This window comes from Kangsaoukella pontilimi (assembly GCF_009830125.1).
GTDB lineage: Bacteria > Pseudomonadota > Alphaproteobacteria > Rhodobacterales > Rhodobacteraceae > Kangsaoukella > Kangsaoukella pontilimi.
In genome coordinates this window covers 607,548-634,107 of the sequence record NZ_WUPT01000001.1, presented here as the reverse complement: position 1 = coordinate 634,107, position 26,560 = coordinate 607,548, and the positions used below count along the sequence as shown (strand labels likewise).

Sequence of the window (26,560 nt, the reverse complement as noted above, 5' to 3'; positions counted from 1 at the left end):
TCCCTCGCTCCCGTAGCTTTTCGGTCATGTAAGACGAATGGGCTGCCGCCGCAATCAGGCGGCGTGGAAATCGACCCGTCGTCGGAGGAACCGCGTCGCCTGGTCGCTGACGCGCGCCGGATCGCCGGTGGTGAGGAACATGGTCACCTTGCCCGGCCCCACCATTTCGGGACGCCGGTCGAGGTAATCGGCCAGGCTTTCGGCCACCAGCTTGGGCTGGCTGAAAACGGTGACGCCCTCGCCAAGCGCATCGCGGAAGATGTCTTCCACGATAGGGTAATGCGTGCAGCCCAGAACGGCGGCATCCGGCTCGGGCATCTTGCGCTTCAGCGCGTCCACATGGCTCCGGACCAGCGCCTCAGCCAGGATCATGTCGCCATCCTCGATCGCGTCCACCACACCCCCGCAGGCCTGCGCCTCGACATCGACGCCGATGGCACGGAAGGCCAGCTCCCGGCTGAAGGCGCGGCTCCTGACGGTCGCGGGCGTCGCGAAAAGCGCCACATGCTTTACGGCGACCTCACGCGGAGGCGAGTTGTCGCCCCATTGCCGTTCGGTCAGCGCCTCGATCAGGGGCACGAACACGCCAAGGACGCGTTTGTCCTCGGGCACCCAAGCCTCCTGCATCTTCCGAAGCGCCGCCGCCGACGCCGTGTTGCAGGCCAGGATCACCAGATCGCAACCCGCATCGAACAGGCGCTGGCAACCCTTGGTGGTCAGGTCGTAAATGTCATCGGCATCGCGCACGCCGTAGGGCGTGTGAGCGTTGTCGCCGTAGTAGACGACCGGAAGGTCCGGAAGTCGCTCCGCGACGGCCCGGTAGACCGTCAGCCCGCCCAATCCGCTGTCAAATATCCCGACCGACATGCCCGCCTGCCCGCTTGTACCGCGCCTCGAACTCGAACCCGTAATCGGCCCGCCCAAGAGGCTTCGGGGACAGGGCATAGGTCCGAGCGCGAAGAAAGTCCATCATTCCCTTGGCATCGCCCCTGTATCGCGCAAGGTCGTCCTGAGGGATCGGCTCACCGATGACGGCCCGGACCGGCTCGTCCACCCGGCGTTTGAATTCGTTGATCAGAAGCGCCATGCGCAGCGTCACATGCAGGTGGCTCGCGATCTGGAACAGGCGGGAATTGGCGCCTTCGAAATAGATTGGGACTACGGTCGCCCCCGATTTCGAGATCATCTTGGCCGTGAAAGACCGCCAGCCGGGATCGAGCGGGCGCGAAAACGGGCGCGCTGCGGTCGAAACCGTGCCACCCGGGAAGATGCCGATCGCTCCACCCTCGGCGAGATAGCTCAGGGCTGCCTTACGCGTTTCCAGATTGGTGAGCTGCGCCTCGCGGGTTTCGTCGAAGCTGACGGGCAGAATGATGCGGTCCAGATCCTCGGCCTTGCGGAAGACCCGATGGGCCAGGATACGAAAGTCGCCTGCGCGCCGACGGCTCAGGATATGGCCCATCATCAGCCCGTCGAGAATCCCGTAGGGATGGTTCGCGACCACGATCAGCGGCCCGGTCTCGGGCAGGTTGTCCAGCGATCCGCCCACCACGTCCAGGCTGAGACCATAGCGGCTGATCATCACATCCCAGAAATCGGCGCCGCCCGCGACATCCCGGTGATAGCCTTCGGCGCGCCGGATCAGACGCAACCTGCCTGTGGCGTTTTCAAGCGTGCGGATGACGGCCCTGCCGCCTCTTGTGGACGCCGAATAAGCGTAACTGATGTCGCGCGCGACCTGCCGGTTCATCGGCCCTGCCCGATATGTTTCCCTGAGACTAGCTAGACCGGTTTTCGCAAAGCCGAGAATGCTGCTGCGTCTATCCGGGCGCAGGTTGGACGCAGGGTGTTGCGCCCCGGCTACTGTTACTCGCCGGCCATCAGATCGCGCGCGGGGGCGCCCTTGGCGACCCGGTCGCGGAGTTCGTCCCGGCGCTTCGCGGCGGCCTTCGCGTTAGCCTCCTTGACCGGCCCGAATCCGCGGATGTCGAGCGGCAACCTTGCAAGCGCAACGGCTGCATCGGGGTCTTTCACCTCCCCAGTCAGCAGCCGCTCCATATCGGCCTCGTACTCCCGGATTGCATGGCGCTCCATGCGTCGCTCGGAAGTGCGGCCGAACGGGTCGAACGGGGTGCCGCGCAGCCACTTCAGACGCGCAAGCAACGGGAAAAGCCGCTCGATCCCCTCGCCGAACCCGCGCTTCTTCGGGCGGCCATCCGCGCCTGTGCGGGACAGGATCGGCGGAGCAAGGTGATAGGTCAGCTTCAGATCGCCCGCAAAAGCGTCTTCCGCCTTCGCACGGGTCTCGGTGGCGAGCCGCGCAACCTCGTATTCGTCCTTGTAGGACAAGAGCTTGTGGTAACCGAGAGCAACAGCCTCGCGCAGCCTCGCGTCGTCGAAGCGGTCGACCAGCCGCCGATACCGCCGCGCCAGACGCGCCGACTGATAGGCCGTCAGGTGCCGCTCGCGATAGGCGATGCGCTCGTCCAGTGTCTTTGGCTTGTCGATCACCTCGGCCGAGACCAGACGCGCCGCGGCTTCTGGGTGGACCACGGCCCAACGCCCGATCTCGAAGGCCTTCAGGTTCTCTTCCACCTTTGCGCCATTGAGACGGATCGCCTCGCGGAGTGCGGCGCGGGTCAGCGGCATATGGCCCGACTGCCACGCGGCACCAAGCAACACCATGTTTGCGTAGATCGAGTCGCCGGTTCCCCGCGCGGCCAGTTCGGTCGCATCGAGAATTGTCATTCCGCCCCCGATCCGGTCCTCAAGAACGTCACGCAACTCCTTGCCCGGAATTCGGAATTCTGTGTCGCGAGTAAAGGCCCCAGTCATGATCTCGTGGGTGTTCACCACCGCCCCAGTCCGCCCCGAGCGCATCAGGTCGAGGGTTTTCGCCCCGGCCGTCACGACAAGGTCGCCACCGATCACCGCATCCGCCTCGCCCGGCGCGACGCGGATCGCGCTGATATCCTCTGGACGCTCGGCAAGGCGGCAGTGGATATGCACCGCGCCGCCCTTCTGGGCGAGGCCTGCCATCTCCATCATCGCGGCGCCCTTGCCGTCGATATGGGCTGCCATGGCCAGAAGCGCGCCAATGGTCACAACCCCCGTGCCGCCAACACCGGTGATGACGACGCTGTAGGTCCCCGAGATCGCTGGCAAGGACGGCTCAGGCAGGCCATTCGTGTCGATTTCGGCGCTGGCCGCCTTGCGGGGCGTGCCACCTTCGACGGTTACGAAGGACGGGCAGAAGCCCTTGAGGCACGAGAAATCCTTGTTGCAGGCGGACTGGTCTATGGCCCGCTTCCGGCCCAGTTCCGTTTCGACCGGAACGATGGCGACGCAGTTCGACTGAACCCCGCAATCGCCGCAGCCCTCGCAGATGTCTGTATTGATGAAGACCCGCTTGTCGGGGTCCGGGAACGTCCCGCGCTTCCGGCGGCGGCGCTTTTCGGCGGCGCAGGTCTGCACGTAAACGATGGCGCTCACGCCCCTGATCTTGCGGAATTCTTCCTGAACCTCTCCAAGTTCGGACCGGGGATGCCAGCCGATGCCTGACGGGAAATCCTCACGACGCGGCTCTTCTTTCTCGTCAAAGACAACGGCCACGCGCGACACACCGGCGGCGAGCACCTCGCGGACGATCCGGTCAGGGCCAAGGCCGCCATCGTTCCCCTGCCCGCCGGTCATCGCGACGGCATCGTTATAGAGGATCTTGTAGGTGATGTTCACGCCCGAACCGACAGCCGCCCTGATCGCCATCAAGCCCGAGTGATTGTAGGTGCCATCCCCGATATTCTGGAAAACGTGGTCCGTTTCCACGAAAGGCGCCTCGCCGATCCAGTTGGCGCCCTCGGCGCCCATATGGGTGTAGTTCGACGTCTCGCGATCCATCCACATCGCCATGATGTGGCACCCGATCCCGGCATAAGCGCGGCTGCCCTCCGGCACCTTGGTCGAGGTATTGTGCGGGCAACCGGCGCAGAAATAGGGCGTGCGCACGGCCAGGTCAGGCGCATCGTTGCCGTGATGGGTCGCCGCCAGCCGGTCGAGCGCGGCGCGAAGACGGTCGGTCTCGCGCCCCTCTTCGAGCAGGATGCCGCCCAGTTTCTCGGCGATCATCACAGGATCGAGCGCGAAGCGTGTCGGAAACAGTTCTTCGCGGTGCAGGCCACCCGCACCGCCCTTGTGCCAGCCATAGACCCGCCGGCCGCGCCGGTCGTCGAAGATGGCTTCCTTGATCTGGACCTCGATCAGTTTGCGCTTTTCCTCGACCACAACGATCAGATCGAGCCCCTCGGCCCAGTCGTGGAACCCCGCCATGTCCATCGGGAAGGTCTGGCCGATCTTGTAGGTCGTAATCCCAAGCCGCTCGGCTTCGCCCTCGTCGATACCGAGAAGCCCCAGAGCATGCACCAGATCGAGCCAGTTCTTGCCCGCCGCGACGAAGCCGATCTTTGCACCGGGCTTGCCCCAGATGCGCCGGTCGATCCTGTTGGCATGGGCGAAGGCCTCGGCGGCCCACCGTTTGTGGTCGATCAGACGGGCTTCCTGCGCGATCCAGTGATCGCCCTGCCGAATGTTCAGCCCGCCCGCGGGCAGGTCGATCTCGGGCTGGACGAAGTGCATACGGTCGGGACGGCCATCCACGACCGATGTGACCTCCACCGTGTCCTTCATCAGCTTCAGCCCGCACCACATGCCCGAGAAGCGGCTGAGCGCGTAACCATAGAGCCCGAAATCGAGTATTTCCTGCACACCTGCCGGGGACAGGATGGGAATATAGGCGTCCATTACCGCCCAGTCGGACTGGTGGCAGGTGGTCGAAGATTCGCCCGTGTGGTCGTCACCGAGGGCCATCAGAACACCGCCATGGGGCGCCGTCCCGGCCATGTTGGCGTGGCGCAGCACATCGCCCGAACGGTCGACGCCCGGCCCTTTGCCGTACCAAAGCGCAAAGACGCCGTCATGCTTGCCGTCGCCCTTCAAACCGGCTTGCTGCGTGCCCCAGATCGCGGTCGCCGCCAGATCCTCGTTCAGACCCGGTTGAAAAAGCACACCCGCGGCCGTGAGGTCCTTTGCCGCCTTGGCCATCTGCTGGTCCACCGCGCCAAGGGGCGAGCCGCGATAGCCCGAGACATAGCCGCCCGTATCCAGCCCCGCAGCACGGTCACGGGCCGATTGCGTGAGCATGAGCCGCACCAGCGCCTGCGTCCCGTTCAGAAGCACATGCTCCTTCGACAGGTCGTATTTGTCGTGCAGACTGACGGATTGCGTGCTCACCACTTCCTCCTCGTGGATATCCGCATTATAGGTCAAAAACTCTGACCTACAAATGAAACATCCGTCATCTGAGCGTTGTCATGGGGCTTTATCCGCAGCGCAAGGCATGTGAAGAAGTTAACGCAAACATCGCGGGGCCAAGACCAAATGGACTGGGACAAGCTCAGAATCTTTCACGCCGTCGCGGATGCAGGCAGTCTGACCCACGCGGGCGACACGCTGCATCTGAGCCAGTCGGCCGTCTCGCGTCAGATTCGCGCGCTGGAGGAAAGCCTCAACACCACCCTGTTCCACCGTCACGCACGGGGACTGATTCTCACCGAACAGGGAGAGCTCCTGTTCGATGCCACGTCCGCCATGACCCGGCGCCTCGATACAGCCGAAGCGCGCATCCGCGACAGCGAGGAGGAAGTTTTCGGCGAATTGCGCGTGACCACCACGACAGGCTTCGGCTCGCTCTGGCTGGCGCCACGCCTGCCCAAACTCTACGAGAAATACCCCGAACTCAGCATCGACCTGATGCTTGAAGAGCGTGTGCTGGATCTGCCCATGCGCGAGGCCGACGTCGCCATCCGCATGAAAGAACCCAGCCAGGCCGACCTGATCCGGCGACGCCTGATGACCGTCCACATGCGGCTCTATGCAACAGAAGACTATCTCGAACGCCGCGGCGTGCCGAAGACGATGGCGGATTTGTCCGGGCACCGGCTGATCTACATGAACACCGGCGTCACGCAGGTGATCGCCGGCGCAAACCTCGTGCGCGAGCTTCTGACCTATGACATCCCCTCGCGGCTGACCGTGAATAACTACTTCGGCGTTCTTCAGGCCGTCCGCTCCAATCTCGGCATCGGGGTGCTGCCCGATTACGTGATCGAGGATTTCCCGGAGATCACCCACGTCCTGCCCGATATCGAGTCGAGCGAGGTGCCTGTCTTCCTCGCCTACCCCGAGGAACTCAGGCAGTCGCGCCGGATTGCGGCCTTCCGCGATTTCGTGACCGAAGAAATCATCACGCAGCGGAAAAAGATGAAGGCTGAAGCAAAGAGCGCCGAATAAACGCGCAGCCATGCAGGATTTGCATGGCGGGTTTGCTTACTAATTGGTCAACTTATGCTTGATCGGAACGGGCGCCGCTCATAAATCCCTTCCCGAACGCGACGCGCTGCGTCGTATTCTACCTCCCTGTTGGACTGGCCCGGCTTTCGCCGGGCCTTTTTTTTGGGCCTCGCCCAGCCACCCCGCGCTGGCGCGGTTTTCTCTGATGCAGAGGGCGCGCCTACATGCTACCCGCTTCCGCATGTGGGAGATTTTTCTGAAGACCCTACCGTTCTTCGCCGTGATCGGTCTGGGATACTGGGCCGGACGGACCCGCTTTTTCACGGAAGAGGCCACCGCGTATCTTACGAAGTTCGTCTTCTATTTCGCGCTTTCCGCGATGCTGTTCCGGTTCTCGGCCACGCTCGAACTCGGCTCGGTGCTGGACTGGAATTTCGTCTCGGCCTACTTGGCCGCGACCCTGGCCGTCTATCTTATGGCCACAGCGGTCGCGATTTTCCGCAAACTCTCGATCGCCGAGGCCGCAGTCGAGGCGCAATGCGCAGTCATCGGCAATGTAGGCTTTCTGGGCGTACCCATGTTGTCACTCCTCCTGGGCCAAGAGGCGATCGGACCGGTGATCATGGTTCTGTCCGTGGACCTGATCTTCTTCGGCAGCCTGATCGTGGTGCTGATCACCGGCTCGCGTGACGGCCGGATGCGCCCGGCGATCCTAAAGACCGTCGCACTCGGCCTGATCAAGAACCCCATGATCGTGTCGATCACGCTGGGACTGATCTGGTCGTCCTACGCGCTGCCCATGCCGCAGCCGGTAGACGAGTTCCTGACGCTGCTCGGAGCCGCCGCCACGCCCGGCGCGCTTTTTGCCATCGGGGCGAGCCTTGCGTCGAAATCGGCGGAGCGGTTGTCGGCGGCGCTCTGGCTGTCGTCTGTCAAACTGATCCTCCACCCTGCCGCCGTGGCCATCGCCGCGCTTCTGATCTGGCCGGTCGAGCCCTTCGCCGCCGGTGTGATGATCGCCGCCGCCGCCTTGCCCGTGGCGGGCAACGTTTACATTCTGGCCCAGCATTACCGCGTCGCGCCGCAGCGCGTGTCTGCGTCGATACTGATCTCGACGGCGGCGTCCGTCGTGACAGTCGCCGCCGTCATCGCCTGGATCGGAACACTGTGAAGGAGACACCATGAAAACCCTTTCGGAAAACAAGTGTTTCGGAGGCGTCCAGGGCGTCTACAGCCATGCGTCGAAGGCGACCGGCACCGATATGACCTTCGGCCTGTTCCTTCCGGAGGGGGTCGAGGACGGGCCGGTCCCTCTGCTCTGGTACCTCTCCGGCCTGACCTGCACGCACGAGAACGCCATGGTGAAGGCAGGCGCGCAGGCACATGCCGCGCTTTACGGCATGGCGGTCGTCTTTCCCGACACGTCCCCGCGCGGCGATGGCGTGGCGGATGACGAGGCCTATGACCTCGGCCAGGGCGCAGGCTTTTACGTCGACGCAACGGAAGCGCCTTGGGCACCGCATTTCCGGATGGAAAGCTATATCCTGAACGACCTGACCGATCTTCTCTTTTCCGAGTTCCCCCTCGACGCCGAGCGTCAGGCCATCACGGGCCATTCCATGGGCGGGCACGGCGCGATCACGCTGGCCGCCAAGTCACCGGGCCGCTTCCGTTCGGTCTCGGCCTTCGCTCCGATCTGCAATCCGTCCGCGTCCGACTGGGGCCGGAAGCAGTTCGCGGCCTATCTGGGCAGCCCCGAGGCCGGCACGGCCCATGACGCCACATGCCTTGTCCGTAAGGGCGCGCTCGATGCGCCCCTTCTGATCGACACCGGCACCGACGATCAGTTCGGAGACCTCCTGAAGACCGAAGCTCTGGCCGAAGCGCTGGCCGCACGCCGCGCCGAGGCGACGGTGCGTCTGCAAAAGGGCTATGACCACAGCTATTTCTTCGTCTCGACCTTCATGGCCGACCACATCGCTTTCCACGCCGAGGCGCTTGCCCGGTGATCTATGTCGACGCCGATGCCTGCCCTGTGAAGGCCGAGGTCGAAGCCGTGGCTACCCGCCACGGAACACGGGTCGCCATGGTCTCGAACGGCGGCATCCGGCCCTCGCCCAATCCACTGATCGAAAGCGTCTTTGTCGATCAGGGCGCGGATGAGGCCGACAAATGGATTGCCGAGCGCGCTGGTCCGGGCGATGTCGTCATCACCAGCGACATCCCCCTCGCAGCGCGAGCGGTCGAGGCAGGTGCGCGCGTGCTGAAGCCCAATGGCGAGGCACTGACCGAGGCCAATGTCGGCAATGCGCTCGCCACGCGGGACCTTATGGCGGATCTTCGTGCCGCAGACCCCTTCCGCCAGGGCGGCGGACGGCCCTTCGGCAAGGCGGACCGCGCACGGTTCCGCGAGGCCCTGGAACGTGAATTGAGGCGAACGAAAGGATAAAGGCATGGAACGCGTCGTCGTTTTCGATATCGGCATGGTGCTGGTCGAATGGCACCCCGAACGGGTCTATGATGCACGGATCGGTCAGGACGCCCGCAAGCGTCTTTTCGAAGAGGCCGATCTTCACAAGATGAACGCGCTGATCGACCTCGGCGGGCATTCCCGCGACGTGGCCTATTCTCATGCCAAGAAATTCCCCCACTGGGCCGATGAGATCCGCGCCTGGCATGACGACTGGCTGTCGATGCTCTCTCCCGACATTCCGGGCTCGGCCGCGCTTCTGAGGGCGCTGAAGGCCAAGGGCATCAAGGTCGTGGCGCTTACGAATTTCGGCTGGGATACGCTCGAGCTCGCGCAGGCCAATTACCCCATTCTAAATGAGTTCGACGATACCTTCGTCTCGGGACGTCTTGGCGTGATCAAACCGGACCCGGCGATCTACGAACATGTCGAGCGGGGTACGGGAAAGAGTGGCGCAGAACTGGTCTTCGCCGATGACAGCCTCAAGAACGTCGAAGCGGCTCGCGCGCGGGGCTGGGTCGCGCACCACTTCACGCAGCCCGAAGGCTGGGCCGAGGTTTTGGTCGCGGAAGGGCTTCTGACGGCGGACGAAGCCCGCGCCGCGCTCGCCAGCGCTTAGGCCGCGGCGGCGGGCGGAACGGCGGGGCGGTTCTCGCGGATCGGCAGGTGGATGATCGCGCTGAAGGCACCTACGCCCACGCCGATCCACCAGACAAGCGTATAGTCGCCCGTCACGTCGTAAAGCCGCCCGCCCAGCCACACCCCCAGGAACGAGCCCAGCTGGTGGCTGAAGAAGACGAAGCCATAGAGCGTCCCCATATAGCGCAGCCCGTAAAGATGCGCGACGAGGCCGCTGGTCAGCGGCACGGTGGCCAGCCAGAGCGATCCCATGGCCGCCGAGAACAACAGAACCGTCGCAGGCGTAATGGGTGTCATGATGAAGGCCGCGCCCACCAGCGTCCGCGCGGCATAGATGCCGGCCAGCAGGTATTTCTTGGAATAACGCTTGCCCGCCCAACCTGCGGCGAGCGTGCCGGCGATATTGAAGAAGCCGATCACGGAAATCGCGATTGCGCCTAAGGCCGAGGTTGTTGTGATCCCGAGCCCATGGAGCAGTCCGCCCGGCAGGATCGGGCCGCACATCTCGGTGACGAGGGCGGGAAAATGTGCGGTCGTAAAGGAAAGCTGATAGCCGCAGGAGAAGAACCCCATGAAGATCAGCGCATAGGACGGGTCGCGGAAAGCGCGCCGCAGAACCGTGCCCATGCTCTCTTCCAGCTCGGCCTTGCTCGCCGCCGGGGCGCGCATCATGGGCAGCGTCAGGAGGACAGCAAGGATGGACACCGCGAAGACGAGGAACACCGACTGCCAGGGCATGACCGTCAGAAGCGCCTCGGCCAGAGGGGGCCCGATCACCTGCCCGCCCGAGCCTGCCGCCGTCACGATTGCCAGCGACATCGACCGGTTCTCGTCGGACGCCGCGCGCCCGACCACTGCAAGGATCACGCCAAAACCGGTGCCCGCGATCCCGAAGCCAACAAGCACCTCGAGAGCCTGGATCGAGAAAGGCGTCGTCGACATAGACGACAGACCAAGGCCGAGCGCATAGAGAAGCGCGCCAAGGATGATCGCCTTCCGGTCCCCGATCCGCTCGCCGAGCGCACCGAAAAGCGGCTGTCCGATCCCCCAGAACAGGTTCTGGATGGCGATGGCGAGCGAGAACTCGGCCCGCGCCCAGCCGAATTCCTCGGCGATGGGAATCTGGAAGATTCCGAAGGCCGACCGGATGGCAAAGCTGACGAGGATGATGGCACAGCCGACCAGCAGCACCGGTGTGAACAGGGGAGTGCGCGTTTCCATGACTTCGATTTGCGCCGAAAACGCGACCCGGTCAAACGACAAAGCATGATGACATGGTTCAGGAATTCTGATCCGGCGCCTAGCCGGCCACCATTCTCAGGCCCTGCGTGACATCGGACCGGACGGCAAGGCGCAGGCCCGGCTCGTCCCCTGCCCTGAGTGCTGCCAGAATCAGACGGTGGTTCTTGGGCACTTCCGTACGCCGCAGCCGACCGTAGAGGTTCCGCATCGTCGGCCCGAGCTGAAGCCACACGGTTTCCGCCATGGCCAGCATCGCGGGCGCCTGGGCCCGCAGGTAGAGCGTTCTGTGAAATTCCAGGTTGGCGCGGATGTACGCCACGGCATCGCCCTTGGCGATGGCCTCGGCGATGGTGTTGTTGATGGTCTGCAAGCGGTCGATCAGTGCCAGATGCGCACGCGGCAGGGCGCGGCTCGCCAGCTCGGTCTCGATAAGTGCCCGGAGCGCGGCCAGTTCTTCGATCCGCTCATTCGAAAGCTCCGGTGTCGAGACCCTTCCCGATGCCGACAGGGTCAGCGCCCCTTCTGCCACCAGACGCCGCACCGCCTCGCGCGCAGGCGTCATCGAGACGCCGAACTCCTTTCCGATCCCCCTGAGGGTCAGCGCCGCGCCCGGGTCGATCTCGCCGTGCATGATGCGCGATCTGAGCGCGCGATATACGCGGTCATGGGCGGCGGGCAATGGATCGGCGGAACGGCTCAGCATGGGCGGAACGTGACCACGGAACGCCTATCCCCGTCAATCGAAGCGATAGCGGTGCAGATCGTGCCCTTCGCGCCGCAGCCAGCGCCGTGGGGCCGCATAGCCGGGGTAGATCGCCGCGACGGCCGCCCAGAAGTCCGGGCTGTGGTTCATCTCAGCCAGATGCGCCACCTCATGCGCCACGACGTAGTCGAACACTTCCGACGGCGCGAGGATGAGACGCCAGGACAGCATGATATTGCCCGCCTCGGTGCACGAGCCCCATCGGGACCGTGTGTCGCGAAGCGTCAGCCTGCCCGGCTTTCTGCCGATCTGTGCCGAGTAGCCGCCGATCCGCGCCATCGCGCGCGCCCGCGCCCGCTCGACCAGCCAGGCCCTGAGCGCCCCGGCGGTGCCGGATACAGGCGCCTCAAGTCCCGCCTCGGTGAGCCGCGGCACCCTGCCCGCGCCGGGGACGATTTTATGGTGCACCCCTTCCACTGGGAGGAGGCTGCCAAAGCCCACCGCCACCTCGGACGGGCGCGCCGTCACGTTGCCGGCGATCCAGTCGCTCTTCGATTCCGCAAAGCGGCGCCCTTCGTCGAGGCTGACCCCCCGCGGCAGGGTCAACGTCACGCGCCCGTCCAGCCGGGACACCCTGAGCGACAGCCGGCGCGCCCGGCCGCTCTGCCGGACAAGCACATCAATCGGGGGGTTGCCCTGAAGCGTGATCCGCCCCATATGCCTGCCTCTCGTCCTGCTGCCTCGGGGCTCACGATACCGCCGGGGCGCGCGTTCGCAAGCCCTGCCGCGAAAGGCTTTGACAGTGTCAGACCTTTATGGCAGGTGGCGCGACAATCCTGATAGGTTTTAGACAAAAAGGGAAACCCATGCCCAAGGAAGAATGGGGTACGAAACGCATCTGCCCGACGACCGGTAAGCGCTTCTACGACATGAACAAGAACCCTGTGGTCAGCCCGTATACGGGCGAAGTGGTCAATCTGGACACAGGTAAGGCCACGCGCACCATGGTCGCCGACAAGGCCGACGCCCGGTCCAAGAAAGAAGAAGACCTGGTCGATGACGATGATGTCATCCTCGACGACGACGATGACGACACCGATGTCGATCTCGGTGATGACGTTCTGGACGATGACGACGACAGCGATGACGTGTCGCTCGACGACATCGCCGATGTCAGCTCGGATGACGACGACTGACGGATTTTTCGCTTGCGGGCGAAGTCGGGTTTGAGTAACCCACGCGGGCAGGCAGAAACTGCCCGCACCCGGATGGGGCCATAGCTCAGTTGGGAGAGCGCTTGCATGGCATGCAAGAGGTCAGGGGTTCGACTCCCCTTGGCTCCACCATCACCTACAGTTCAATAGTTTAGCTAGATACTAGAACAGTGTGACACATAGGTGTGACACACAATGAAGCTACCTGCGTATCTTAGCACTTCACGCCACGGCATATTTTACTTCCGTTGGCCGCTGCCTCAGAACAAGGCCAAATGACCCTCGCAGAACTGTCCGGGTACCTGCGCGCCTTTGACAGCGTAACGGTCGCCCGTGAAACCCTGCGAAGGTATCTGGAGTTCTACAACACACGCAGACCGCATTCATCGCTGGACGGGCAAACGCCCGATCAGGCATACATCCACCCGTCGTCACCAATCCCGGTGGCGGCATAATCGAGCGGGAAATCCACTTAAGAAACGGCTCGAAACTGTCAAAACAAACCGAACCACCTCTGCTGTTCACGGAAGCTTCAGGCCGATGTTCAAAATAACCAACCCTATCACGACGCCCCCAAGGGCAAGGGCATCCGGCAATTGCGGAACTTGGCCAAGGGCCGGAACAGCAAGTATGGCCGCGACGCCTGGTGTCAGGGCCGACAGGACGGGCGCCTGCCCACCAATGAGCCGAAGCGCCCGGCCGAAAGCGTAAATGGAAATCAAGCCCGAAATGATGCCTTGAAAGAGCGCCTGAAAGGCAATGTCGGTCCAATGCGTCTCGGCAATATTGGATAGATCGGACACTATCCAAAGCGGCAACAGCCAAATTATCGATACAGCGCCCACTAAGGCAGTCCCCAGGAACGCAGGGATTTCGAACGCTCGAATTGTTACGGCGAAACACGCCCAGCAGAGCGCCCCCAACAAAAAGAGAAGGTGTCCAAGTCTCATATCATGCACTGCCAACTCGTCCGCGCCGCGAAGAAGAATCGCCGCTGCGCTGGAAAGGATGAGCGTGAGGGCGAGGAAACTGCCTCTGCTCAGCCGCTCACCCAGAAAAACATAGGCCAGAGCAACGGCGAAGACAGGCATCAAGCCAGGAACCACTGCACCTGCGTGGGCCACCGGCGCTATGCTCAATCCATGGCCCACAAGCAAGGAGAATGGCGCCCCGTAGGCAGACAGCAACAAGCATCGTGCTGCGCCTAATTGGGCGATGGTGCGACGGTGGTGCCAAAGCAATGGTGCCAGCACCACCGTCGGGATTATGGCGCGAAAACCGGCGAGATCGATGACCGCAAGAGTCGTCGTGCGCCCCGAAGAGGTTAGAACCAGCCAACTCGCCCAGATCAGGACAGCAAGCGACATCCAAGCGTAACCCGCCAGTGACGAGGATCTTTCGCCGAACGTCTGACTCCCCACGACCGCCCGATCGGCACGACGCGCCAAGACGGCAGCGTTCGGCTTGGCCGCAAGCCTCGCAGTGTACCAGCGAATTCCTGACATCGGACGCGCCCTTCTCGCCTAAGCGCTACAAGCGCGCCAAAGCCCTTGGATGATTGCGTAGGACCCGGGAGGTCAGCTCTGCTCGGCGCGAATTGTGCTGACCTGCCGCCCCTCAATGCCCCAGTTTTGCAGCGGGACTTCGTCGATGACTACGAAGGTCGTGGCGGGTTTCTTGCCCAACACTCTGAACAAAAGGTCCGTCACGCCTGCGACGAGTTGCTGCTTTTCTTCCGTCGAGGGGCCCGTACCATTGGGACCGCCTTCCTGGGTTACCTTGATATTTACGTAGGGCATTCGTTCAGGCCTTTCTTTCCACAAACGAGAAGACTTTGGTGAGCACGCGCCAGCCGTCATCCGTATTGATGATCGTGAGCAGGTCTTGATAGTTCCGGCCCATCATAGTCATGCGTGCCTCGACGATGCCGATGCGATCGCCCTTGAAGGCTATCCTTTCGATTATCTCTTCTCTGACGTCGCCGCGTGATGCCGGGGGCGTCCGCGCATCAATTCGAGCCATGTATTCTTCGAAATCCAAATGCTCGTAGTTGCCAGTTGTCCCGTTTACATAAGCGAGGTCCGGGTGGAAAACGGTCCGCAAGATGTCGCTGCTCGAATGATAGAGACCGTCGAAATAAGACTTCATGAGCTCCCGGATTTCGGTTTCATGCGATCCGTTCATCCTTCAACGCCTCCTGTCCCAAAGGTAGCCGTCGCTATGGGCCGAGCCTTGCGATCGCCCGGCGTGCTCGCATCGCCAAGGTTACGAACCCAGGATCTGGAATAGAGTTTGATTAGGCGCTCCGTTTCAGTGTCTCGCCCGAACGCGGCGAAGCGACGAAGCCAGAATTTGGAATAGTGTCTCATAAGACGCTCCGTTTTGTTGACTCGCCCGGAGTTAGCAACAGAGACTGTCAAAAGATAATATCGAGTTTTCACGATTACGATCTCATAAAAAGATCATATGGGCGACGTCATGCCTACAAAGCATCATCAAGCAAGTGCCAAGTCGGTTTTCGAAACCAAAGGCGAACAAACCGCTGTCACTTTGCCCGAGTGGTTACAAACCGACCGTCGTCGACGACAACCCCATCTGGTCATTTCAAAAGACGATGCACGACTACATCGGCTTCGCACCTTAGAGTGCTTTTTCCGCCAACTTTTCCCACATGCTCGACATGACCTTTCCCATAGGGCGGTCCCGGCGCCTAATCGCAAATACTTCGGTATGACGCGGAGGATAGCCCTCCACTGCCAAGGGCACGAGTTCGCCTTTCGCCAATTCCTCGGCCATCAGGTGCTCCGGAATTCCACCCCAGCCGAGGCCTGCCTTGATGATCGCCTTCTTGGCCTGAAAGTCGGAGACTGTCCAACGCTGCCCGCCAGACAGCAGATCGCGGCTCTGGTCGTATTCCTTGCCGCCCGTTCCAGATACAATGATTTGCGTGTAGCTCTGCATCTCGCGACGCGATTTGACCCCTGACCGGTCGGCCGCTGGAAATCTAGGACTGGCGACGGGTCGGATCGAAATCGTGCCAACCGGGAGCGTCTCAACTTCGTCGATCGGAACGCCATCAAGCCCCGCAATAGCCACGTCCGCATCACCGCTCATCAGACGCGCCAGCGGACCTCCCATCATTTCGGTTGCCAGCTTGATATGCGTTCCAGGATAGGCTCGTCCGACCTCACCCAGAATATCGAGGATCGGATCGAGCGACATTGTTGCTGTGATCGCAATCGAAATCATCGGCTCCTGCTCGCTTCGGAGACCTGCGGCCACATTCTTCAATCCACGCACCTGCCCAAGAACCCGCGTCGCTTCTCGGAAGAAGACTTCGCCTTCTGGTGACAGCCTTGGTCTGTAGGCATCGCGCAAGAAAAGATCGAACCCCAACTCGTCCTCAAGCTTCTTTATTTGATGGCTGACGGCGGATTGCGCCTTGTTCAGTCGATCAGCTGCCCCGCGGAAGGTTCCGGAGGCGACGATCGCGTCGAGGACGACGAGTTGATCCAATGTCATATGGCACCTCAGATGATCTTCTTTGAAGATCGTAATCATGAAAACTCGATATTATCAATTGGCGCTTTTCCTCGGTATGCCCCAACCAGACATCAAATCGGAGTGCGCGCTATGGCTCTACTCCAAGTCGTAGATGTCGCAAGTAACGGCGAACCGGCCAGCAAGACCGGCTCAAAACAAATGGAGAATGCAATGGTGAAGATAGCAATTGTCTACCACAGTGGTTACGGCCACACCGCAGTCCAAGCCGAAGCGGTTCGGCGTGGTGCGAGCGAAGTCGACTGGACGGATGTGGCTCTGATTTCGGTCGAAGAGTATGAGCAGAACTGGGACGTGATCGACGCAGCCGACGCGATCATCTTTGGCTCACCAACCTATTTCGGCAGCGCATCGGCGCAGTTCAAAGCGTTCCTCGATGCAACGTCGGGTCGGTGGCTCGAAGGCCGTTGGTCGAACAAACTAGCCGCGGGCTTCACGAACTCGGCAGGCATGAGTGGGGACAAATTAGCGACCCTGCAGCAGATCAATCACTTCGCCATGCAGCATGGCATGATTTGGGTAGGGCTGGGGTTGCCTCCGGGGAACCACACGAGCGCAGGGTCGCCAGCAGATCTGAATCGCCTCGGTAGTTTCTTGGGAGCGATGTCCCAGGCGGATGCGGACGTTCCGCCGGAAGTGGCCCCAGCTGGCTCAGACCTGGAAACCGCTGAATACCTCGGCCGTCGTGTTGCGGAGGCCGCGCAACGCTGGCTTTCCAATCAGAGAGAAGAGGCGGTGGCCGCTTAACCAAAATGGGTAGCTGGGTAAACTCCGTTGCTTTGGACGTAACAGAAACATCAACGCCCCCCGCCCCCGGTAGCGGCAGAAGAACAGCAACTCGTGGCGTGAGTTACGGGTCTGCTGTTCCGATTTCTAGGCAGGGAAAGCTTGGCGACGTTCGAGTTCATCGACGAAGTGCCTGTCGAACACCGGTTCTTGGAGGGGAGGCAGGTCACCATAGGTAAAACGGAACGGACGTGAATGCTGAGCCCCATGCAATGCCGCATCGGCGCGATGCAGGCGCGCAGTCATAAAGGAGACTTCTGATGTCTAGATTTGAAAAGATTGGTCCAGATGCAACCGGCACGCTCACATTTCACCGAGCGAACCTGCGCATACTAAAGGTAAGGCCGAAACAAGTGGCGGACTGGTATGCGTGTCCCAGCGTGAACGGCCACATCCTCTGTCAGCGGCTCCCGTCCAATGACGACGGGTGCCTGTGATCAGGCGAAACGTGACCAGATGGGAGACAGCTCCTCAAATTACGCACTAAGGGGATGCGCTCAAATATGCAGGCGAGGATTGTGCTTCTGCATTGTGGACAGGATTTCTGGGAGCGCATTAGGAGATGGCCTAAAGCTGAGACATTTCAGCTGCTTCGATTGCGCCTCGCGTTATGTCCATTGGCAGCGCTCGACTTATCCGGCTTGGCTCCGGAAAAGCATTAGCAAACTGAAAGCGAGAAATAGGTGGACCTGAAGGTTCGATACTTTGCCCCGTGCGGCCCAAGCGGATTTCGGTCACTGCATCGTTTGTGTCTCAGTCACTACCGAGTTCCTCCCGCAATGAATTCTCTGGAAGACCGCGTCCTGAAGGGCACGCTCTCCCCTGCGCCCTATGAATGAGATCCTCCTTTTCCTTGCGGCCGGGTTTCTCGGAGGCGCCGTAAACGCCGCAGCGGGGGGCGCCAAGCTCTTCGTTTTTCCGTTTCTGCTCGCCTCTGGATTGCCGCCCATCGCCGCAAACGTGACCCAGGGCGTTGCGCTCTGGCCCGCCCAACTCCCGGCAGTTTGGGTCTACCGAGCCGAAATCCGTGCCGAGTTCAGAAACCTATTCACTCTGCTGATCCCCGCCTTCCTTGGAGCCTTGTCCGGCGCGATCATCATGGTGAATTCAAGCGATGCGGCCTTTGTTGGTGTCGTCCCTTTTCTTTTGGCTATTGCAGTCGCTGCAATCGTACTCGGACCCCGAACGACAGATCTCATGCGCCGAGTACTTCCGGCTGCGCGACTTAAAGCGGCCACGGCAGTGCTCATGGCTGCCACCGGCTTTTACGGCGGGTTCTTTGGTGCGGGCATGGGTTTCATGCTCCTCGCAGTCCTGTCGATCGCGACCGGCAGGGGACTAGTTCAGGTCAACGGCGCGAAGAACCTATTCGCTTTTGTTATCCAATCTGTCGCGGTGGGACCGATGGTCCTGTCGGGTCTCGTCAACTGGCCTGCCGCCGTCTGCGTGCTTATCGGTGGCGTCATTGGCGGCTACGGCGGCGCCCAACTTGTCCGCCGTTTACCAGAGAACCTTGTCCGGCTCGGCGTTGCCGCACTTGGCGTAGTCCTGACTCTTACCTTTCTGGCGTCGTGAGGCAGGAAGCGAGCTTTGAGCGATCGGGTGTTCGCGCATTCCTGTGGTTTAGGAATGAGCGTTAGAGATCGCCAACTCTGGCCGTCGTTCCCCTCGCCTTCTTTCTAGCGTGGAACCCTTTACCCGGGAGCCTAATGAGGCACGTGTCCGTTCCGGAACATGCAATGGGCTTGGGCTGTCCGCTATGTCCGCAGGGCCGCCCTTCAATCTCGCCACTACCGGCCGCGTGGCACTCGCAAGCACAACGAAGGTGATCCAAGTTGCAATCGGCCTCGCCTTCTTCGGCCCACCGGTCTCTACGAACTGAAAACCTGACGCGCAGTCGAGCAAAACGGCGGTTGCTCACTCCAACCGGACGATCCGCCCCTCTCTGTGGCTCTGCGTCGCCGCGTCAGCCAGACGTTGCGCGGCTACGCCGTCGGCGATGCCGGGGGACGGGGCGCGGCCTGCCTCGACGGCCTCGATGAAGTGGCGCATTTCGGCCAGATAGGCGGCCTCGTAGCGCTCCAAAAAGAAGTGCTTGTTGGGCGCGCTGGTGAATCCACCCTCCCCGGCCTTGGTCAGGAAGTTCTCGGGCTGGTTCGCGGCCTGCAGCATTCCCGTCGCGCCGTGAACCTCGATCCGCTGATCGTAGCCATAGGTGGCGCGGCGCGAGTTGTTGATCTGGCAAAGCCGCCCGCTGGCCGTCTTCAGCGTCACAGCCGCCGTGTCCACGTCGCCTGCCGCGCCGATGGCCGGGTCCACGAGGCTGGACCCTTGGGCCGAGATCTCGACCGGCTCTTCTCCCAGCAGAAAACGCGCCATGTCCAGATCGTGGATCATCATGTCACGGAACAGCCCGCCCGATTGCTCGATATAGCTGACGGGTGGCGGAGACGGATCGCGCGATGTGATGACGACGATCTCCACGTTCCCGATGGCCCCGTCGCGAAGCGCCGCTTCGAGCGCGGCGAATTGCGGATCGAAACGACGGTTGAAGGCCGTCATGAACGCGACGCCCGCCTTGTCGACGGCCGCCTGGCACTCCGCCGCGCGAGTGGCCGACAGGTCGATCGGTTTTTCGCAGAAGATAGCCCTGCCCGCGGAGGCCAGCGCGTGAACCTGGTCGTAATGCAGCGTCGTGGGCGTGGCGATGATGACCGCGTCGATGTCACCGGCCGTGATGATCGCTTCGGCGTCCCGCACCTCGGCCCCATGAGCGGCTGCCAGCCGTTCCGCCGCCTCGGGTACGGCATCGGCCACGGCGACGAGGCGCGCATTCGAAAGACGGGCAAGCGAACCTGCATGGACCTGCCCGATACGGCCGCAGCCGAGAATTCCGAAAGAAATCATGCGCCCTCTCCTTTGGGACCGATGGAGCGAAGCGCGGCACGCGCGGCTTCGCAAATTGGGGCCTCGACCCCGGACAGTAACTGAACACGGTCGAACGTGTCCGGCATCTCGGCAAGGCGGTCCCGCAGAGATTTCCCGAACACCATCCGCAGTTCCGTGCCGATGTTGAACTTGGCGATGCGCGTGGACCGCGCCAGCAGCGCCCGCTCGGCATGGGGCACGCCTGAGCCGCCATGGATGACCAGCGGCACGTCCGTTACCACCTCGATTGCGCGGATACGGTCGTGGTCCAGCCCGCCCTCGTGGTTCTCCTGCAGGTGGACGTTGCCCACCGAGATCGCCATGGCATCCACGCCGGTCTCACGGGCAAAGCGCGCAGCCTCTTCGGGGTCGGTTCCGTTCGAAGCCTCGCCGCCACTATAGCCCACGAAGCCGATCTCGCCCTCGCAGGAGACACCGGCGGTATGGGCCATCTCGGCAATCGCAGCGGTCTCGTCGATATTCTCGGACAAGGGCTTGCGGGAGCCATCGAACATCACCGACGTGAACCCCGAAGCGATGGCAAGCCGGCATTCCTCGACCGTGTAGCCATGATCGAGATGCGCGACGACCGGAACTGAGGCGCTCTCGGCCAGATGCCGGAACATGGCCCCCAGAACCGGCAGCGGCGTGTGCTTGCGACAGGATGGACCTGCCTGAAGGATGAGCGGCAGCCCCTCGGCCTCTGCGGCGGCGGTATAGGCACGCATGTCTTCCCAACCGAGGCAGACAAGCCCGCCTACGGCATAGCCGTCCCGATTGGCCGCGGTCAGGACATCGCTGAGAGTTGCAAGTGTCATTTGAACTTGGCCACCATATCCATGATCCCCGGGATCGTGTGAAGCTGTTCCGCATGGGTCGGCTGAAAATACTGCTTCAGGCTGCGCTGGCTGAGTCCGCCAAGGATGGTGAAGTAGTACATCTCGTAACCGGGAAGCACGCAGCAGGGATGATAACCCTTGTCGATGCAAATCGTTGAGCCGTCGACGATGTGATAGGCATCGCCCGGCTCGTTATCGATCCGCTGAAGCATCTGCAGCCCCGAGCCATAATTGGGCTTGAAGCGGAAGTTGTAGGTCTCGTCGTGCCGGGTCTCGTCGGGCAGACGGTCTGTGTCGTGCTTGTGGCTGGGAAAACCGGACCAGCCGCCCGCCCCCACGGTGAAGAGCTCCGACACCAGAAGGCGCCCCACCCTGTCATGCTGCTTCTGGCCGAGGATGTGCTTGATCTTGCGATGCGTTTTCGTGTCATCCGAGCCATATTGCACGAGGTCGATTTCGTCGGCACGGACCGCGAAGGGCTCTAGCACGTCGTCAAAACGCGCGCCCGCGACGAAGACCTCTGCCGCATCCGACAGGCAGGTGATACGCGCTTCGGCACCGGAAGGGACATAGACGCCCTCAGGCTCGCCATCCCAGACATCGACGCCGCGCCCGCCGAGCTCGGTCGCCGTGAAACCGGCTGCTGTCACCTCGATCAGCCCGGTCGCAGGGACCACGCAGGTCTCGTAGCCCGGCACGGCATAGTCGAAACTTTCGCCCTTCTTCAGCTTGACGATGTTGAAATAGTTGAGCGGTACAAGCGCATCATCCACATCGACGATGGGCGCGTTCTTGTTATCGTAAGGGGGAATATGCATCGCGTCAGCCCTCCAGGCTTTCGGTTCGATCTTCCAGGAACGCGTCGAGTTCCGCGCCCGTCGGCATGGCAGGAGAACACCCTGGCCGCGTCACCACTATGGCGGCGGCGGCCGACCCACGGGTCACCGCCTCTTTCAGCGCGCGCGCCTCTGCGAGCGCGGCAAGGAACCCCGCCATGAAGGTATCGCCCGCGCCCACCGGCTTGATCGCCTCGACCGGGAAGACGCCCGTGCGCGTCTCTTCGCCCTCGGCAAAGGTGATCGCGCCCTTCTCGCCCATCTTGTAGATCACTATGGCCGCGCCGTCCTGAGACAGCTCCCTGGCCTTGGCCAAGCCCTTGTCGATGCCGCCCGCCATGAAGCCGAACTCCTCGTCATTCCCGACAATCACGTCGGACAATGCGCCGGCGCGCGACAGCACGTCCGATGCCACGTCGGCCGAGGGCCAGGAATAGGGCCGGTAGTCGATGTCGAAGACGATGGGCAGCCCGGCAACCCGCGCCCGCTCGAAGGCGTGGAAGGTTGCCGAGCGCGACGGCTCGGCGGCGAAAACCGTGCCGGCAGTCACCAGGGCGCCGTAGGGCGTCAGGTCCACGCGGTCCACATCCGCCTCGGTCACCTGGAAATCGGCGGCGCCGTTGCGATAGATGACGTTCTGGAAATTCTCGGTCCGGCTCTCGTAGATCGCCATCGAGGTTCGGTACTCGCCGTCTATGCTTTTGACGTAGCGGGCATCGACGCCGTATTGCTTGAGCTGGTTCAGACAGAACCGGCCCACCGCATCGTTCGACACGGACGTCACCAGAGCCGAATGCTGACCCAGCTTGCAAAGCCCCGCCGCGATATTCGCGGACGAGCCGCCAAGGCCTGCGTGAAATACCTCGGCCTCTTCGCTTTTCACCCCGACCGGGTCCGCGAAAAGGTCCATTCCCGCACGTCCGAAAACCACGAAGTTTCCCCGCGCCACCGATTGGCGCAGGTCCGAAAGGGTCATCCCCGCCATCAGACGCCCCGCCGTTGCTTGGCGCGCTCGGCCTCGATCTCGGCGTGCTTCTCACGCACCTTTGCATGCTCGGACACTTCGGGCGTACCGACCTCCCACCATGTGTGACCCTCGGTGGTCCAGCCTTCATAGGCGTCCACATTCATCACGATGACCGTGGTCTTGTCCGCGGCTTTCGCCGCCTTGAATGCCTCGCCCAACTGGTCCGGCGTGTCGACCCGCACCGCCTCCGCGCCCATGGATGCCGCATGGGCCGCGAAATCGACAGCGAAGGCCTCCGGAATTGTCGGCGCGTCCGCGAAGAGGTTGTTGAAGCTCTCGTTTCCAGTGTTGTTCTGCAGCTTGTTGATGACCGCGAACCCGCCGTTGTCGAGGACAAGAACGATCATCTTTTTCTGTGTCAGAACAGACGAGTAAATGTCGGAGTTCATCAAAAGATACGAGCCATCGCCGCAGAAGACGATGGTGTCTGCATCAGGCTCTGTCTCGGACTGCGCGATCCGCGCGCCCCAGCCTCCGGCGATCTCGTATCCCATGCAGGAAAAGCCGAACTCCACGTCCACCGTCCCGATATCGAGGGTGCGCCAGTTGGCGGTGACCTCGGCCGGAAGTCCCCCGGCGGCGGCCACGACGCGGTCGCGCTTGTCGCAAAGCGCGTTCACCACGCCGATGGCCTGCGCGTAGGAGTTGGGCCGGTTTCCGGGCCGCACGTTTTCGGCCACATAGGCCTGCCATTTCCGGCGCTCGTCCTTGGCAAAGCCGGTCCAGCTTTCGGGCGACGTATAGCCGGACAGCGCGGCGCCAAGCGCCTCGAGCCCCAGCTTGGCATCGCCCACCACGGGCAGCGACATATGCTTGCCCGCATCGTGACGGCCCACGTTGAGCGAAATGATCCGCGCGTCCTTGGCGAAGGCCGTCCAGGACCCGGTGGTGAAATCCTGCAGGCGCGATCCGACCGACAGAATCACATCCGCCGCCTCGGCCACCGCATTGGCGCTGTCGGACCCGGTGACGCCCACCGGTCCGATATTCAGCGGGTGGTCGTCGAGCAGGTTGGCACGGCCCGCTATGGTTTCGATGACGGGAATGTCGTGGGCTTCCGCGAATGCGGTCAGTTCCTTGACTGCGCCTGAATACTGTACGCCGCCGCCCGCGATGATCACCGGACGCTCTGCAGAGCGCAAAAGGCCGGCGGCAGCGGCGATTTCGGCCTCATCCGCCGGCTGGCGGCGAATGCGGTGCACGCGCTTTTCGAACAGCTCGACCGGATAGTCATAGGCCCAGCCCTGCACGTCCTGCGGCAATGCAAGGAAGGCCGGACCGCAATCGGCAGGGTCGAGCATCGTGGCCAAAGCCGCGGGAAGCGTCTGAATGATCTGCGCCGGGTGGGTGATCCGATCCCAATACCGGCTGACGGCGCGGAATGCGTCGTTCAGACCATAGGCGGGGTTCCCGAAGTGCTCGATCTGCTGAAGCACCGGATCGGGCAGACGCGTGAGGAAGGTGTCGCCGCAGAGCATCAGCATGGGCAGGCGGTTGGCGTGCGCGAGTGCGGCAGCAGTCAGAAGGTTCGCCGTGCCCGGCCCCGCCGATGCTGTGCAGAACATGAACCGGCGGCGCAGGTGGTACTTTGCATAGGCCGCGGCAGCGAATCCCATGCTTTGCTCGTTCTGCCCGCGATAGAGCGGCAACGTGTCCTTGTGGTCGTAAAGCGCCTCGCCCAGACAAGTGACGTTGCCATGGCCGAAGATGCCGAACCCGCCTCCGCAGACCCGGACCTCGCGCCCGTCGATGTCGATGAATTGCGCGTCGAGAAACCGGATAATGGCCTGCGCCGTCGTCAGGCGGATCGTCCTGTCGGACATCTGTCTTCCTCCCAAAGGTCGTGGTTGCGGGCCGTTCTACACTCTTCGGCGCTTGACCCGAATACCGCTTTGAAGATACTCGTCTTGCAACCGGTTGCAATGTGTTTTTCGGGCGGGCCCATGTCAGAGATCGGAATAGGTATCATCGGCGGCGGCTACATGGGCAAGGCCCATGCGGTGGCCCATGCGGCGGTCGGCGCAGTGTTCCAGACCGCACTCAGACCTCGTCTCGAGATGGTCGCGGCCTCGTCGCCCGCCTCCGCCGAACGCTACCGCGATGCCTTCGGCTTCGCGCGCGCTGCGGGCAGTTGGGAAGAACTGGTCGATGATCCGCGCGTCGAGGCCGTGATCATCGCCTCGCCCCCCGAAACCCACCTCGCGATCACCCGGCGCGCCGCCGATCTGGGCAAGCCGGTTTTCTGCGAAAAGCCCCTGGGCGCATCGATCAGCGATGCCGCAGCCATGACCGAAACTGTCGAAGCCGCGGGCGTGCCGAATATGATCGGCTTCAACTATATCCGCACCCCGGCTTCGCAATACGCCCGCCGCCTTGTGGCCGAAGGCGCTATCGGGGATGTGACGTGGTTCCGGGGCGAGCATACCGAAGATTTCTATGCCGACCCCGAAGCACCGGCCTCGTGGCGCACCTCCGGCGAGGCGAATGGATGCATGGGCGACCTTGCCCCCCACATGATCAACGCGGCGCTGGCCCTGATGGGACCGGTCGCCTCGGTCATGGCCGAGATCGAGACGGTGCACACGATGCGCGGGTCCGATCCGGTCACCAATGACGATCAGGCCCAGATCATGTGCCGGTTCGTGAACGGCGCCATGGGTCACCTGTTCTTCAGCCGCGTCGCGACGGGCCGGAAAATGGGGTATATCTACGAGATCACCGGCACCAAGGGGGCCATCCGCTTCAATCAGGAGGACCAGAACTCGCTCTGGCTCTACAAGGCCGAAGGTCCCGAGGCCGACCGCGGCTTCCGGCAGATCCTGATCGGTCCGGCGCATCCCGATTATGAGCCGTTCTGTCTCGGCCCCGGCCATGGCACGGGCTATCAGGACCAGATCATCATCGAGGCGCGCGACTTTCTTGAATCCGTCGCCGAGGGCCGCTCTCGCTGGCCCACGTTTCGGGATGGACTGGCCGTCTCGCGCATCGTATCGGCGGCGCGAACTTCGCATGAGAATCGCTCTTGGGCGCATGTCGCCGGCGATTGAGGGAGACTTTGGAAATGACGATCAAGATAGGCAACGCGCCCTGTTCATGGGGTGTGGAATTCGCGGGTGATCCCCGCAACCCCGACTGGCGCGACGTCCTCCGCGAGAATGCCCAAGCCGGCTATACGGGCATCGAGCTTGGCCCCGTGGGCTTCATGCCCGAAGACCCGCCGCAAGTGGCCGAAGCGCTGGACGAGCATGGCTTGGACCTGATCGGCGGCGTGGTGTTCCGCCCCTTCCACGACGCGGACGTCTGGGACGATGTGCTGGACGGCTCGGTCCGGACCTGCAGGGCGCTGGTGGCGCATGGCGCGCAGCATCTGGTGCTGATCGATTCGATCTCGCCTCGTCGCGCCGCCACCGCCGGGCGCTACGATGCGGCTGAGAAGATGGACGCCACCGAATGGGCCGCCTATCGCGACCGGATCGCCCATGTCGCCCGGATGGGCGCCGAGGAATACGGCCTGACCGTCGGCATACACGCCCACGCCGCCGGCTTCATGGACTTCGAACCCGAGCTTGAGCGGCTTCTGGACGAGGTCGACGAAAGCATCCTGAAGATCTGCTTCGACACCGGGCACCATTCCTATGCAGGCTACGACCCCGTCGCCTTCATGGAGCGGCATATCGGGCGGATCAGCTACATGCATTTCAAGGATATCGACCCCGCCGTGAAGGCCGACGTCGTGGCCAACGGGACCGATTTCTACAAGGCCTGCGGTCAGGGCATCTTCTGCAACCTCGGCGATGGCGATGTCGATTTTCCGCGCGTCCGGCAAATCCTGCTGGATAGCGGATTCGATGGCTGGTGCACGGTGGAACAGGACTGCGACCCTACCCTGCCCGATACCGACCCGGCGCGCGATGCGAAGATCAACCGCGACTACCTCGCGTCCATCGGCTTCAACTGAGAAGGACCGGTT

Annotated in this window: 25 protein-coding genes, 1 tRNA gene and 1 pseudogene; 12 read left to right on the top strand and 15 right to left on the bottom strand. The window is 62.6% G+C overall.

Features of this window, described 5'->3' with window-relative positions:
• Positions 1–54 precede the first annotated feature (54 nt).
• The 3 genes from GQ651_RS03250 to GQ651_RS03240 form a co-directional block, all read right to left on the bottom strand.
• Entirely contained in the window at positions 55–867 is an 813-nt protein-coding gene (locus GQ651_RS03250) for a glutamate racemase (RefSeq protein WP_160762771.1), read from the bottom strand.
• Positions 848–1,750: a lysophospholipid acyltransferase family protein gene (locus tag GQ651_RS03245; protein ID WP_160762770.1), complete on the bottom strand. Its 903-nt coding sequence runs from the start codon at positions 1,748–1,750 to the stop codon at positions 848–850. The genes GQ651_RS03250 and GQ651_RS03245 overlap by 20 nt, the downstream gene beginning before the upstream one ends.
• A 116-nt stretch (positions 1,751–1,866) precedes the next feature.
• Positions 1,867–5,304, bottom strand: a complete 3,438-nt coding sequence (locus tag GQ651_RS03240) for an indolepyruvate ferredoxin oxidoreductase family protein (protein ID WP_160763927.1) — start codon at positions 5,302–5,304, stop codon at positions 1,867–1,869.
• A gap of 129 nt (positions 5,305–5,433) precedes the next feature.
• Here GQ651_RS03240 and GQ651_RS03235 point away from each other — a divergent pair, with 129 nt between their 5' ends.
• The 5 genes from GQ651_RS03235 to GQ651_RS03215 all read left to right on the top strand — a co-directional run bounded on the left by GQ651_RS03235 (position 5,434) and on the right by GQ651_RS03215 (position 9,434).
• Positions 5,434–6,345, top strand: a complete 912-nt coding sequence (locus GQ651_RS03235; protein WP_160762769.1) for a LysR family transcriptional regulator — start codon at positions 5,434–5,436, stop codon at positions 6,343–6,345.
• A gap of 241 nt (positions 6,346–6,586) precedes the next feature.
• Positions 6,587–7,516 carry an AEC family transporter gene (locus GQ651_RS03230; RefSeq protein ID WP_160762768.1) on the top strand — a complete coding sequence of 310 codons (930 nt, stop codon included), beginning with the start codon at positions 6,587–6,589 and terminating at the stop codon, positions 7,514–7,516.
• 10 nt (positions 7,517–7,526) lie between these two features.
• Positions 7,527–8,354, top strand: coding sequence for an S-formylglutathione hydrolase (gene fghA, locus GQ651_RS03225; protein WP_160762767.1), 828 nt, complete (start codon positions 7,527–7,529; stop codon positions 8,352–8,354).
• Positions 8,351–8,794, top strand: coding sequence for a YaiI/YqxD family protein (locus GQ651_RS03220; protein WP_160762766.1), 444 nt, complete (start codon positions 8,351–8,353; stop codon positions 8,792–8,794). Before fghA ends, GQ651_RS03220 begins: the two co-directional genes overlap by 4 nt.
• Before the next feature lie 4 nt (positions 8,795–8,798).
• Positions 8,799–9,434, top strand: a complete 636-nt coding sequence (locus tag GQ651_RS03215) for an HAD family hydrolase (protein ID WP_160762765.1) — start codon at positions 8,799–8,801, stop codon at positions 9,432–9,434.
• Here GQ651_RS03215 and GQ651_RS03210 read toward each other — a convergent pair.
• The 3 genes from GQ651_RS03210 to GQ651_RS03200 form a co-directional block, all read right to left on the bottom strand.
• Positions 9,431–10,675 (bottom strand): MFS transporter, encoded by a 1,245-nt coding sequence (locus GQ651_RS03210; RefSeq protein WP_160762764.1) that lies wholly within the window; start codon positions 10,673–10,675, stop codon positions 9,431–9,433. The genes GQ651_RS03215 and GQ651_RS03210 overlap by 4 nt on opposite strands.
• Before the next feature lie 79 nt (positions 10,676–10,754).
• Positions 10,755–11,399, bottom strand: coding sequence for a GntR family transcriptional regulator (locus GQ651_RS03205; protein WP_160762763.1), 645 nt, complete (start codon positions 11,397–11,399; stop codon positions 10,755–10,757).
• Between the two features lie 33 nt (positions 11,400–11,432).
• The gene (locus tag GQ651_RS03200; protein WP_160762762.1) at positions 11,433–12,116 is read right to left on the bottom strand and encodes a M48 family metallopeptidase; all 684 of its coding nucleotides are present in this window, start codon (positions 12,114–12,116) and stop codon (positions 11,433–11,435) included.
• A gap of 149 nt (positions 12,117–12,265) precedes the next feature.
• On the opposite strand from GQ651_RS03200, the gene GQ651_RS03195 reads away from it, so the two are divergent.
• The 3 genes and pseudogenes from GQ651_RS03195 to GQ651_RS03185 all read left to right on the top strand — a co-directional run.
• Entirely contained in the window at positions 12,266–12,595 is a 330-nt protein-coding gene (locus tag GQ651_RS03195) for a TIGR02300 family protein (RefSeq protein WP_160762761.1), read from the top strand.
• 74 nt (positions 12,596–12,669) lie between these two features.
• A tRNA-Ala gene (locus GQ651_RS03190) sits at positions 12,670–12,745 on the top strand.
• A 167-nt stretch (positions 12,746–12,912) separates the two neighbouring features.
• A pseudogene (locus GQ651_RS03185) lies at positions 12,913–13,068 on the top strand (integrase core domain-containing protein); the annotation flags it as partial.
• A 66-nt stretch (positions 13,069–13,134) separates the two neighbouring features.
• Here the strand turns inward: GQ651_RS03185 and GQ651_RS03180 are convergent.
• The 4 genes from GQ651_RS03180 to GQ651_RS03165 all read right to left on the bottom strand — a co-directional run bounded on the left by GQ651_RS03180 (position 13,135) and on the right by GQ651_RS03165 (position 16,174).
• Positions 13,135–14,034 carry a DMT family transporter gene (locus tag GQ651_RS03180; RefSeq protein WP_319637380.1) on the bottom strand — a complete coding sequence of 300 codons (900 nt, stop codon included), beginning with the start codon at positions 14,032–14,034 and terminating at the stop codon, positions 13,135–13,137.
• 156 nt (positions 14,035–14,190) lie between these two features.
• On the bottom strand, positions 14,191–14,412 hold the full coding sequence (locus tag GQ651_RS03175) for a tautomerase family protein (protein WP_160762758.1): 222 nt from the start codon (positions 14,410–14,412) through the stop codon (positions 14,191–14,193).
• 4 nt (positions 14,413–14,416) lie between these two features.
• Positions 14,417–14,797 carry a nuclear transport factor 2 family protein gene (locus GQ651_RS03170; protein ID WP_160762757.1) on the bottom strand — a complete coding sequence of 127 codons (381 nt, stop codon included), beginning with the start codon at positions 14,795–14,797 and terminating at the stop codon, positions 14,417–14,419.
• A 456-nt stretch (positions 14,798–15,253) separates the two neighbouring features.
• Entirely contained in the window at positions 15,254–16,174 is a 921-nt protein-coding gene (locus GQ651_RS03165) for a LysR family transcriptional regulator (protein ID WP_319637305.1), read from the bottom strand.
• 72 nt (positions 16,175–16,246) lie between these two features.
• On the opposite strand from GQ651_RS03165, the gene GQ651_RS03160 reads away from it, so the two are divergent.
• Complete coding sequence (locus GQ651_RS03160; RefSeq protein WP_227257943.1) at positions 16,247–16,921, top strand: flavodoxin family protein; 675 nt, start codon at positions 16,247–16,249, stop codon at positions 16,919–16,921.
• Between the two features lie 870 nt (positions 16,922–17,791).
• A complete protein-coding gene (locus tag GQ651_RS03155; protein WP_160762756.1) occupies positions 17,792–18,535 on the top strand; it encodes a sulfite exporter TauE/SafE family protein in 744 nt (247 codons plus the stop codon).
• A gap of 342 nt (positions 18,536–18,877) precedes the next feature.
• On the opposite strand, the gene iolG is transcribed toward GQ651_RS03155, so the two are convergent.
• Genes iolG through iolD form a run of 5 tightly spaced genes read right to left on the bottom strand, consistent with a single transcriptional unit; the run spans position 18,878 to position 24,413 of the window.
• Positions 18,878–19,867 carry an inositol 2-dehydrogenase gene (gene iolG / locus GQ651_RS03150; RefSeq protein WP_160762755.1) on the bottom strand — a complete coding sequence of 330 codons (990 nt, stop codon included), beginning with the start codon at positions 19,865–19,867 and terminating at the stop codon, positions 18,878–18,880.
• Positions 19,864–20,706, bottom strand: coding sequence for a class II fructose-bisphosphate aldolase (locus GQ651_RS03145; RefSeq protein ID WP_160762754.1), 843 nt, complete (start codon positions 20,704–20,706; stop codon positions 19,864–19,866). The genes iolG and GQ651_RS03145 overlap by 4 nt, the downstream gene beginning before the upstream one ends.
• Positions 20,703–21,545 carry a 5-deoxy-glucuronate isomerase gene (locus GQ651_RS03140; protein WP_160762753.1) on the bottom strand — a complete coding sequence of 281 codons (843 nt, stop codon included), beginning with the start codon at positions 21,543–21,545 and terminating at the stop codon, positions 20,703–20,705. Before GQ651_RS03140 ends, GQ651_RS03145 begins: the two co-directional genes overlap by 4 nt.
• Before the next feature lie 4 nt (positions 21,546–21,549).
• Positions 21,550–22,548 (bottom strand): 5-dehydro-2-deoxygluconokinase, encoded by a 999-nt coding sequence (gene iolC / locus GQ651_RS03135; RefSeq protein ID WP_160762752.1) that lies wholly within the window; start codon positions 22,546–22,548, stop codon positions 21,550–21,552.
• Positions 22,548–24,413, bottom strand: coding sequence for a 3D-(3,5/4)-trihydroxycyclohexane-1,2-dione acylhydrolase (decyclizing) (iolD, locus tag GQ651_RS03130; RefSeq protein ID WP_160762751.1), 1,866 nt, complete (start codon positions 24,411–24,413; stop codon positions 22,548–22,550). The genes iolC and iolD overlap by 1 nt, the downstream gene beginning before the upstream one ends.
• A 120-nt stretch (positions 24,414–24,533) precedes the next feature.
• Here iolD and GQ651_RS03125 point away from each other — a divergent pair, with 120 nt between their 5' ends.
• The gene (locus GQ651_RS03125) at positions 24,534–25,637 is read left to right on the top strand and encodes a Gfo/Idh/MocA family protein (RefSeq protein WP_160762750.1); all 1,104 of its coding nucleotides are present in this window, start codon (positions 24,534–24,536) and stop codon (positions 25,635–25,637) included.
• 14 nt (positions 25,638–25,651) lie between these two features.
• On the top strand, positions 25,652–26,548 hold the full coding sequence (locus tag GQ651_RS03120) for a TIM barrel protein (RefSeq protein ID WP_160762749.1): 897 nt from the start codon (positions 25,652–25,654) through the stop codon (positions 26,546–26,548).
• Positions 26,549–26,560: the final 12 nt, after the last annotated feature.